This is a genomic window from Streptomyces atratus (assembly GCF_900119365.1).
In the GTDB taxonomy this organism is placed as follows: Bacteria; Actinomycetota; Actinomycetes; order Streptomycetales; family Streptomycetaceae; genus Streptomyces; species Streptomyces atratus_B.
This window is the reverse complement of sequence record NZ_FPJO01000061.1, coordinates 1-12015: the sequence shown is the minus strand read 5'-3', so window position 1 is coordinate 12015 and position 12015 is coordinate 1. Positions and strand designations below refer to the sequence as shown.

Here is a 12015-nt window from a genome sequence, read left to right as displayed (position 1 = left end):
CGCCTCCGCGAAGTCGAGCGTGCGGGAGGAGGCGATCCGCTCGGCGGGGACACCCATCGCGGCCAGGACCGGCCACTTCGCCTCACTCGCCGTGCCGTACACCTCGGCCCCCAGATACCGGGCCAGCTGCACCGCAGCCGTCCCCACACCCCCGGACGCCGCATGCACCAGCACCGACTCACCCGGCCGCACCTGCGCGAGGTCCACCAGTCCGTAGTAGGCGGTCAGGTAGACGGAGGGGACCGTGGACGCCTGGACGTAGGACCAGTCGTCGGGGATGGGGGCGAGCATCCGGTGTTCGGTGACCGCGCTGGGGCCGAACGAGCCGGAGAACAGACCCATCACCCGGTCACCCGGGCGCAGACCCGTCACGCCGGGACCCACCTCGGCGACCACACCCGCACCCTCGGCACCCATCGGCACCTCAGGACCCGGATACATCCCCAGCGCGTTCAGCACATCACGGAAATTGACCCCGGCCGCCCGCACATCCACCCGAACCTGACCCTCGGCCAGCACCGGCCCCGGCCGCTCCACCGGCAGCAACGCCAGATTCTCCAGCGTCCCCTTGCCCGTGCTCTGCAACGACCACTCCGCCACACCCGACGGAACCACCAACCCACCACCAACCGCCGCCCGCACCAACCGAGGCACGAACAACCGACCCTCACGCACCACAACCTGCGGCTCACCCAACCCAGCCACACCAACCAGATCCTCGACAGTGTCGACATCGACATCGACGTCCACCAGGACAATCCGCCCCGGGTTCTCCGTCTGGGCGGAGCGCACCAGACCCCACACGGGCCCCCGGTCGAGATCACCGCCCATGGCGCCCACGGACACCGCACCCCGGGTCACCACGACCAGAAGCGCATCCGTGTCACGCTCCGCGGCCAGCCACTCCTGCAGCCGGGTCAGTGCGTGAGTGACGTGTTCGCGTACGTCCGTGCCCGCACCGTCCAGGACGAGTACGGCCGGCTCGACAGCACCGTCCGGCACCTGGGCCGGGGCGGTCGTCGGGACCCATTCGAGGCGGAAGAGCGAGTCGGCGCCCTCGGCGGACGCGGCACCGTCCAACTGCTGTGCGGATACCGGCCGAAGCACCAGCGAACCGACGCGGCCCACGGGTGCGCCCGTGCCGTCGGCGAGATCCAGCGAGACCTTGCCGCCGTCGCCCACGGTCATCCGTACCCGCAGGACCGGCGACCCGACGGCGAACAGCTCGACGCCCGTCCAGGCGAACGGCAGGCCCGGACCCTCCATGCCCGACAGACCACCGCTGAGGCCGATCGCGTGCAGGGCGGAGTCCAGCAGCGCCGGGTGCAGGCCGAACCGGGCCGCCTGCTCGCCCGCCTCGCCCGCCGGCTCGACCTCGGCGAACAGTTCTCCGTCACGGCGCCACACGGCCCGCAGCCCCTGGAACGCCGGACCGTAGCCGTAACCGAGCTCTCCGAGGAATTCGTACATGCCGTCCACGGAGACGGCCTCCGCATCGCGCGGCGGCCACTCGACGAGTCCGGCAGCGGACTCCCCGGCCCGCTCGGAGCCTTCGGCGACGACACCGGAGGCGTGCAGAATCCAGGTGTCGTCCCCGTCGGCGGCAGAGCTCGAATGAATGGTGACCGAACGACGGCCGTCGGCCTCGGCCGCGCCCACGACGATCTGCAGAATGCGGGCACCGCGCTCGGCCAGCACCAACGGTGCCTGCAGGGTCAGTTCCTCCAGCACTCCGCAACCGGCCCGGTCACCCGCGTGCAGCGCGAGCTCGACGAAGGCGGTGCCGGGCAGCAGCACCGAACCCAGGACCGCGTGGTCGGCGAGCCACGGGTGCGACTCCAACGAAAGACGGCTGGTGAAGAGGGAGACATCCTCGCCCGCGAGCGCGACCGAGCCCACGAGCAGCGGGTGCTCGGACGTGCTCAGACCGACGCTGGTGAGGTCACCGGTGCGGTTGAAGTTCTTGGGCCAGTAGTGCTCGTTCTGGAAGGCGTAGGTGGGCAGGTCGACGCGCTGGGCGCCGGTGTTCGCGTAGTACGCGGCCCAGTCGACGGAGACGCCGTACGCATGCAGCTCCGCCACGGCGGTGGTCAGTGCCTCGGTCTCGGTGCGGTCCTTGCGCAGGGCAGGGAGGAAGTCGGCGTCTTCGGTGACGCAGTCCTGGCCCATGGCGGAGAGGACTCCGCCGGGGCCGAGTTCCACGTAGGTGGTGACGCCCTGGGTTTCCAGGTGGCGTACGCCGTCGAGGAAGCGGACGGCCTGGCGAACGTGGTCCACCCAGTAGTCGGCCGACAGCAGCTCCTCGCCTGCGAGTTCACCGGTGAGGTTGGAGACGATCGGGAACCTCGGTGCCTGGAAGGTCAGGCTCTCCGCGATGGCCTTGAACTCGGCCAGCATCGGTTCCATGCGCGGCGAGTGGAAGGCATGGCTGACCCGCAGCCGCTTCGTCTTCTCGAAGCCCGACGCGATCTCCAGTACGGCGTCCTCGTCACCCGAGATCACCACGGAGTCCGGGCCGTTGAGCGCGGCGATGGAGACGTTCTCGGTGAGCAGCGGGAGGACGTCTGCCTCGGTGGCCTGGATGGCGACCATGGCTCCGCCGGTCGGGAGCGCCTGCATCAGCCGGCCCCGCGCGGCGACCAGGGCGGCCGCGTCCTCCAGGGACCAGACGCCCGCCACATGTGCGGCGGCCAGTTCACCGATCGAGTGACCCAGGAGGTAGTCCGGGGTCACGCCCCAGTGCTCCAGCAGCCGGAACAGTGCGACCTCGATCGCGAAGAGACCCGCCTGTGTGTACATGGTCTGGTCGATCAGCTCCGACCCACCGAACACGACATCCTTGACCGGCTGGTCGAGATGGCGGTCGAGTTCGGCACACACCGCGTCGAAGGCATCCGCGAACACCGGGTACGCCTCGTACAACTCACGGCCCATCCCGGCCCGCTGCGACCCCTGACCCGAGAACAGGAACGCCGAACGGCCACCGCCCACCACACCCCGGACGGTGCCGTCCGCAATCGCCTCCAGCCGGCGCAGTACGTGCTCGCCGTCGGCGGCCACGATCGCCGCCCGGTGGTCGAAAGCGGTGCGTGTCAGGGCGAGCGAGTAGCCGATGTCGAGCGGCGACAGCTCGGTGTTCTCCCGTACCAGCGCCAGCAGACGTTCGGCCTGGCCGGCGAGGGAACTCTCCGACTTGGCCGACAGGATCCAAGGCACCACCGGCAGAGGGGACTTCGCCGTGCCGGCCGACTCGGGCTCGGGCTGGGGCTGCGGCTCCTCCAGGATGACGTGGGTGTTGGTGCCGCTGACACCGAACGACGAGACCGCGGCACGGCGCAGCCGCTCGGCCGTGGCCGGCCAGTCCCGGGCCTCGGTCAGCAGCTCGACCGCGCCCGCCTGCCAGTCCACCTGGGTGGAGGGCCGGTCGACGTGCAGGGTCTTCGGGAGTACGCCGTGGCGCATGGCCATGACCATCTTGATGACGCCCGCGACACCGGCCGCGGCCTGCGTGTGGCCGAGGTTCGACTTGACCGAGCCGAGCCAGAGCGGCTCGTTGTCGGCGCGCTCCTGACCGTATGTGTTGATCAGTGCCTGGGCCTCGATCGGGTCGCCGAGGCGGGTGCCGGTGCCGTGGGCCTCGACGGCGTCGATGTCGGCGGCGTTCAGGCCGGAGCCGGCGAGGGCCTGGCGGATGACGCGCTGCTGGGAGGGGCCGTTGGGGGCGGTCAGGCCGTTGGACGCGCCGTCCTGGTTGATCGCCGAGCCACGGACGATCGCAAGGACCTCGTGACCGTTGCGGCGGGCGTCCGAGAGGCGCTCGACGAGCAGGACGCCGACGCCCTCGCCCCAGCCGGTGCCGTCGGCTGCGTCCGCGAAGGACTTGCAGCGGCCGTCGGAGGCAAGGCCCTGCTGGCGGCTGAACTCGGTGAACGACATCGGCGTCGACATGACGGTCACACCGCCCGCGAGCGCCAGGTCGCACTCGCCCTTGCGCAGCGCCTGGGCCGCCAGGTGCAGCGCCACCAGCGAGGAGGAGCAGCCGGTGTCGATGGTCGCCGCCGGGCCCTCCAGGCCCAGGGTGTAGGAGATGCGACCGGACAGCACACTGGCCGCGTTGCTCGTGAGGGTGGTGTCGGCAGCCTCGGCGGAGGCCATCAGGAGCGGTGCGTAGTCCTGGCCGTTGGTGCCTGCGTAGACACCGGTCAGGCTGCCGCGCAGCGTTTCGGGGTCGATGCCGGCCCGCTCGAAGGCCTCCCAGGAGGCTTCGAGGAGCAGCCGCTGCTGCGGGTCCATCGCGAGCGCCTCGCGCGGCGAGATCCCGAAGAAGCCCGGGTCGAAGTGGCCCGCGTCGACGACGAATCCGCCCTCGTCGACGTACGAGGTGCCGGGGCGGCCGTCGGGGTCGTACACGATGTCCATGTCCCAGCCGCGGTTCGCCGGGAAGGTGCTCATGGTGTCGGTGCCGGAGGACACGATCTGCCACAGGTCCTCGGGGGAGCCGACACCACCGGGGAACCGGCAGCTCATGCCGACGATGGCGATCTGCTCGTCGTCCTCGGACCAGGCCGCGCGTACGACGGTCGGGGCGGCGTCCTCGACGCCGAGGAGTTCGGCGCGGAGCAGCTTGGCGACCTGGGTGGCGTTGGGGTGGTCGAAGACGAGGGTGGTGGGCAGCTTGAGACCGGTGGCTTCGGTGAGCCGGTTGCGCAGTTCGACGGCGGTCAGCGAGTCGAAGCCGAGTTCCTTGAAGGCGCGGCCGGGCTGGACCGCGTCCGTGCTCCGGTGGCCGAGGACGGACGCGGCCTCGCCGCGTACGAGGTCGAGGAGCTGCTGCTCCTGTTCGGCGGCGGGGAGTCCGCGGAGCCGGGTGCGTAGCGCGGAGCTGTCCTGGTCGGTGTTGAGTCCGGCCTCGTCCTTGGCGGCGAGGGCGCGTGCCGCTTCGGGGATGTCGGCGATGAGCGGGCGCGGCCGGGACAGGGCGTAGACGGGGGCGAAGCGCTCCCAGTCCATGTCGGCGATGCTCACGCAGGTTTCGTCGTGCTCGACGGACTGGCGCAGGGCCGCGATGGCGAGGCCGGTGGGCATGGCGGCGAGACCGCGGCGGGCGAGCTGCTCGCCGGCGTCGCCGCCGGACATGCCGCCACCGTCCCAGGCGCCCCAGGCGATGGAGGTGGCGGTCAGGCCGCGCGAGCGGCGGTGGTGGGCGAGGCCGTCGAGGTAGGCGTTGGAGGCGGCGTAGGCGGCGTGGCCGCCGCTGCCCCAGACACCGGAGTTGGAGGAGAAGAGGACGAAGGCGTCGAGTGGTCCGTCGTCGAAGATGCTGTCGAGGTGGGCGGCGCCGAGGGCCTTGGCGGCCAGGACCTCGTGCAGCTGGGCGGCATCGAGGGTGAGGAGTTCGCCGGTGCGGTCGACGCCTGCGGCGTGCAGGACGGCGGTGATCGTCTCGCCTGCCGCGCGGAGCCCGTCGACCAGGGCCCGCAGGCTGTCGTGGTCGGCGACGTCGCAGGCCGCGATGGTCACTCGGGCACCCAGGGCGGTGAGTTCGTCGCGCAGTTCGGGCGCGCCAGGGGCATCGAGGCCGCGGCGGCCGGTCAGTACGAGGTGCTCGGCGCCGGTCTCGGCCAGTTGGCGGGCGACGTGCGAGGCGATGGCGCCGGTGCCGCCCGTGATCAGTACGGTGCCGTGCGGCGTCCAGTCTCGGGTGCCGGGGCGGCTGCCGAGGGGGGCACGGGTCAGCCGGCAGGTGTGCGCGCCTGAGTCGCGGAGGGCGATCTGGTCCTCGTCGCCGCCCGCGATCAGGCCGGCGAGACGAGAGGCGCCGCGGTGGTCCAGGTCGGCGGGCAGGTCGACGAGTCCACCCCAGCCTTTGGGGAGTTCGAGTCCGGCGACCCGGCCCAGGCCCCAGACGGCGCTCTGTGCGGGGTCGACCTGGCGGTCGGAGGCGCCGACGGAGACCGCGCCCCGGGTGAGGGTCCACAGCGGTGCGGTCGCCCCGGCGTCGGCAAGGGCGCGGATGAGTGCGACCGTGCCCGCCAGACCGGTGGTCACGCCCGGGTGGCCCGGGTGCGGCGCGGTGTCGAGTGCCAGGAGGGAGAGGAAGCCGTCGGCGTCCGAGAGGTCCTCGGTGTCGGCGAGTGCGGCGAGGGTGGTGGGGACGGCCTCGGCGCCGTGTCTGGTCAGGGCGGCGGTGAGGGTCTGGGCCAGGGTGGTCCCGGCGTCGTCCGGGTTCTCCGGTACGACGAGCAGCCAGCGCCCGGACAGGGTGGCGTCGAGGGGCGTGGCAACGGGCTTCCAGGTGACGCGGTAGCGCCACGAGTCGATGGTGGAGTTCTCACGGCGCTGACGGCGCCAGCTGACGAGCGCCGGGAGGGCCGCGCGCAGCGGCTCGGCGTCGGCGGGCTCCAGGGCGCCGACGAGGGCTTCGAGGTTGCCCTGCTCGACGGCCTCCCAGAAGGCGGCATCGTCCGGGGCAGCCGTCTCGGCGAGCACGACGGCCGGTGACTCGGGCCAGTAGCGGGTGCGCTGGAAGGCGTAGGTGGGGAGGGGGACGCGCTGGGCGCCGGTGTCGGCGAAGACGGTCTGCCAGTCGACGGTGGTGCCGTGGACGTGGGCTTCGGCGAGGGAGGTCAGGAAGCGATCGGGTCCGCCTTCGTCGCGGCGGAGGGTGCCGAGGGTCACGGCGTCGGTGGCGGTGTCCTCGATGGTGCCTTGCAGGCCGAGGGAGAGGACGGGGTGCGGGCTGACCTCGATGAAGACGGTGTGCCCGTCGGCGAGGGCGGTGCGGGTGGCCTGCTCGAACTCGACGGTCTCGCGGAGGTTGTTGTACCAGTAGCCCGCACCCATCTCCGTACCGTCGAGGAGGGCGCCGGTGAGGGAGGAGTACAGGGCTGTGTCGCCGGTCTGCGGGGCGATGCCCGCGAGCAGCCGGGCCAGCTCGCTCTCGATCTCCTCCACGTGGGCGGAGTGCGAGGCGTAGTCGACGTCGATCTTGCGTGCGCGGATGTCATTGGCCCGGCAGTCGGTGACGAGTTCGTCCAGGGCTTCGGGGTCGCCCGAAACGACCACGGACGAGGGGCCGTTGACGGCGGCGATGGAGATCCGGCCGTCCCAGGCCGCGACCTTCTCCCGGGTCCAGGCGGCGGGCTGCGCCACGGACACCATGCCGCCCCGGCCCGCGAGCGCGATGATCGCCCGGCTGCGCAGGGCCACCACCTTCGCCGCATCGCCCAGCGACAGAATGCCCGCAACCGCCGCCGCCGCGATCTCGCCCTGCGAGTGACCGATCACGGCCGCCGGCTCGACACCGTACGACCGCCACACCTCCGCCAGGGACACCATCACGGCCCACAACACCGGCTGGACCACGTCGACGCGGTCCAGACCGGGCGCACCGTCCACACCACGTACGACGTCCAGCAACGACCAGTCGGTGTACGGCTCCAAAGCAGCCGCACACTCGGCCATCCGCGCCGCGAACACCGGCGAGGACTCCAGCAGGCCCACCGCCATCCCAACCCACTGCGCCCCCTGACCCGGGAACACGAACACCGGACGCACCTCGGCATCCGCCGCAACCCCCCGAACCACACCAGGAGCCGGACCACCCGCGGCAATCGCCTCCAACGCGGCCACGAAGTCCGCACGCCCACCGGCCACCACACCGGCCCGATACTCGAAACGGGACCGGGTCAACGCCAACGAATAACCCAGATCGACCACCGAAAGCCCGGCATCATCACGAACCCGCGCCAGCAGACGACCCGCCTGATCCACCAGAGCCTGCGGCGACTTCGCCGACAACACCCACGGAACAGCCGACAACCCCACCACCGGACGCACGTCCCCCGCAGCCTCCGGAGCTTCCGCAGCTTCCGGAGCTTCCGGGGCCTGTTCCAGGATCACGTGGGCGTTCGTCCCGCTGATTCCGAAGGAGGAGACACCGGCGATGCGCGGGGCACCGGTCTCGGGCCACTCCCTGTGCTCGGTGACGAGCTCGACGGCGCCGGCGGTCCAGTCGACGTGGGTGGACGGCTCGTCGATGTGCAGGGTCTGCGGCAGGACGCCGTGCCGCATGGCCATGACCATCTTCATCACGCCCGCGACACCGGCGGCTGCCTGCGTGTGACCGATGTTCGACTTCACCGAGCCGAGCAACAGCGGCCGGCCGGCCGGCCGCTCCTGACCGTAGGTGGCGAGCAGGGCCTGCGCCTCGATCGGGTCGCCGAGCGAGGTGCCGGTGCCGTGCGCCTCGACGACGTCGACCTGGTCGGCCGAGATCTTGGCGTTGGCGAGGGCCTGGCGGATGACGCGCTGCTGGGCCGGGCCGTTGGGGGCCGTCAGGCCGTTGGAGGCGCCGTCCTGGTTGATGGCGGAGCCTCGGATGACGGCGAGGACGTCGTGGCCGTTGCGGCGGGCGTCCGAGAGCCGCTCCAGCAGGAGCATGCCGACACCCTCGGCCATGCCCATGCCGTCGGCGGAGTCCGCGAAGGCCTTGCAGCGGCCGTCGCGCGCGAGGCCCTGCTGACGGCTGAACTCCATGAGTCCGGCCGGGCTCGGCATGATCGAGGCGCCGCCCGCCAGTGCCATGGCGCACTCGCCGTTGCGCAGCGCCTGGGCGGCCAGGTGCAGGGCGACGAGGGAGGAGGAGCACGCGGTGTCGAGCGTGACGGCGGGGCCTTCGAGGCCGAGGGTGTACGAGATGCGTCCGGACAGCACGGACGTGACAGTGCCGGTGAGGATGTAGCCCTCGGAGCCCGCGGCCCCGCTCAGGTCGCCGCCGTAACCCTGGCCCGCCGCGCCGACGAACACGCCGGTGGCACTGCCGCCGACGGTCGTCGGGTCGATGCCGGCCCGCTCCAGCGCCTCCCAGGAGGTCTCCAGCAACAGGCGCTGCTGCGGGTCCATGGCCAGGGCCTCGCGCGGCGAGATGCCGAAGAAGGCCGGGTCGAACTCGCCCGCGTCGTGCAGGAAGCCGCCTTCGAGGGCGTAGATCTTGCCCGTGGCGGAGGGGTCGGGGTCGTACAGGTCCTCGATGTTCCAGCCGCGGTCGGCCGGCAGACCGGAGATGGCGTCACCGCCCGAGGACACGAGGTCCCACAGGTCCTCGGGCGTGTTGACGGCCCCCGGGTAGCGGCAGCTCATGGAGACGATCGCTACCGGCTCCGCCTCCTGGGACTCGACGTTGCGCAGGTGCTGGCGGGTCTGCTGGAGCTCCGCAACCACACGGGTCAGGTATTCCCGCAGCTTCTCTTCATCCGCCATCGAAACGTCGCTCCCGTCGGGTTCTAACTAAAATGAGTGCGTGCTGCCGGGGTCGGAGGGTGGGTTCCGGTGCGATCCGGTGCGGACCGGCGTGGGGCCGGTGCCGTCCAGTGCCGTCCGGTTCCGTCCGGTGTGGTCAGGAGAGCCCGAGGTCCCTGTCGATCAAATCGAACAGCTCGTCGTTAGTGGCAGATTCGAGTCCCGCCACAGCGCCGTCCCGGTCGGCCGTCGATTCGTCCGCGCGTCGGTCCTGGCTGAGCTTCGAGAGCAGGGCTTCGAGCCGCATGACCACCCTGACCCGACCGATGTCGTCGCTGTCGCGGGCGGCGAGTGCCTGTTCCAGACGGTCGAGCTCCTCCACAACCGGAAGGGTCTGTTCCGCTGCGGCCGGGAGGATCTCGGCCTTGAGGAGGGCCGCCAGCGCGACCGGCGTCGGATGGTCGAAGACCATGGTCGCCGGAAGCTTGAGGCCAGTGGCCGCGCCGAGCCGGTTGCGCAGTTCGACGGCGGTCAGCGAGTCGAACCCGAGGTCCTGGAAGGCCCGGCGGGCCTCGATGTCCTGGGCCGACGCGTGCCCCAGGACCCCGGCGGTGTGTTCCCGGACCAGGTCCAGAACCAGCTGGTCCTGCTCGGCCTCGGGCAGCTCGGCGAGCTTCGCCCGCAGGGCCGGAGCCGAGCCCGATGCCTCGGAGGCCGCCGCCCCCTGCTGCTCGTTGACCTTCTTGACCTGCGGGATCTCCCCGATGAGGGGACGGTCGCCGCTCATGGTGAAGACCGGTGCGAACCGCTCCCAGTCCATGTCGGCGAGGACCACCGCGGCGTCCTCGTGGTCGAGGGCCTCCTGCAGCGCGACCATGGCGAGCTCGGGCCGCAGCGCCAGCACACCGTGCCGACTCAGCGCGCCCCCGCCCCTGCTCCCGTCGGCGCCCGCGGCCATTCCGCCTTCGGCCCAGGGCCCCCAGGCCACGGCCGTGGCGGGTATCCCACGGGCCCGGCTCTGCTGGGCGAGTGCGTCGAGGTAGGCGTTGGCGGCGGCGTACACGCCGTGGTCGCCCACGCCCCAGACCCCGGCGACCGAGGTGAAGTAGACCACCGCGTCGAGCCCGGCCGGGTCGAGGAGTTCGTCGAAGTGACGTGCTCCGGAGACCTTGCCGTTCGCGACGTAGGCGGCCGCTTCCGGGCCGCATTCGGTCAGCGGAGCCAGGAGGCCGACACCGGCGGCGTGCAGGACCGTACGGACGTGGTGCCCGTCCGCCGCGAGTCCGTCCAGCAGCGCCTTGACGGAATCCCGGTCGGCCACATCGCAGGCCGCGACGGTGACCTCGGTGCCGGCGAGCTCCAGATCGGCCTTCAACTCCCGTGCACCAGCGGCCTTTTCACCGCTCCGGCTGGTCAGGACGATGTGTTCGGCGTCGTTCGCCGCGAGCCAGCGGGCGACGTGCGCGCCGATGGCTCCGGTGCCGCCGGTGACGATCACGGTGTCGGTGGGACGCCACTGACGGCGCGCCTTCGCATCCGAGGTGGAGGCGGGGACGAGGCGTCGGGTGAAGACCCCGGAGGCCCGCACGGCCACCTGGTCCTCGACCCCGTCGCGCGGCGGGCCGGCGGCGGCCGTACGCTGCGCCAGCACGGAGGCCATCCGGTCGAGGGCGCCCGCGTCGGGCGTCTCGGGCAGGTCGACGAGTCCGCCCCAGAACGTGGCGTGTTCGAGCGCCGCGACCCGGCCGAGGCCCCACATCTGGGCCTGGACGGGCCGTGCGGGCCCATCGGTCTCGCTCACCGCGACGGCGGTCCGGGTGACGGACCACAGCGGCGCGGTCAGCTCCGCCTCGGCCATCGCCCTGACCAGGGCAAGGGCCTCGGTGAGACCGGTCGGCAGCACCTCGTGCGCGCTGTGCGCGCGCTCGTCCATGGCGAGCAGGGACAGCACACCGCCGAGGGACTGTTCGGCCGCCGCAGCACGAAGACGGGCGGCGAGGTCCGGCTCGTCGGCGGGCCGCAGGAGTTCGACTGCCGCTCCGTGACCGGTGAGCGCGTCCGCACAGGCCCGCACCAGCTCCTCGTCGGCGCCCGCAGCGGGGACGACGAGCAGCCAGGTGCCGGTGAGCGTGGGCACGGTCAGCTCGGTGAGCGGCCGCCACACGATCTTGTAGCGCCAGGAGTCGGCGGCCGAACGCTCGCGGCTCTCCTGGTGCCAGGTGGAGAGCAGAGGCAGTACGTCGCCGAGCGCGGAGACCCGGGCGTCGTCGCCGCCGAGGTCGAGCGTCTCGGTGAGCGCGGTCAGGTCCTCCTGCTCGACGGCCTGCCAGAAGGCGGCGTCGACAGCACCGGCATCGGTGCTGCTGCCGACGCTCTGCTGCCCCTCCGGGCTGCCGAAGGACACCTCGGGCCAGTAGTGCTTGTGCTGGAAGGCGTAGGTGGGGAGGTCGGTGTGCTGGGCGCCGGTGTTGGCGTAGTACGTCGTCCAGTCGATGCGGGTGCCTCGGACGTGGAGTTCGGCGAGGGCGGTGACGAGTGCCTCGGGTTCGGGGCGGTTCTTGCGGAGGGCGGGTACGAAACCGGCGTCGTCGTCGGCGGCGCAGGACTGGCCCATGGCGGAGAGGACTCCGCCGGGTCCGAGTTCCAGGTACGTGGTGACGCCCTGGGTTTCGAGGTGGCGTACGCCGTCGAGGAAGCGGACCGCCTGGCGGACGTGGTCCACCCAGTAGTCGGCGGTCAGCAGTTCCTCGCCTGCGAGTTCACCGGTGAGGTTGG

General features: G+C 71.8%; 2 protein-coding genes. Both read right to left on the bottom strand.

Features of this window, described 5'->3' with window-relative positions; genetic code table 11:
* Window positions 1-9261 (bottom strand): type I polyketide synthase (locus tag BT364_RS44025; protein WP_072489702.1); only part of this gene is annotated, 9261 nt, incomplete at its 3' end.
* Window positions 9262-9397: 136 nt separating this feature from the next.
* Window positions 9398-12015: SDR family NAD(P)-dependent oxidoreductase (locus BT364_RS38030; protein WP_143166623.1), on the bottom strand; the 2618-nt coding region annotated here is incomplete at its 5' end.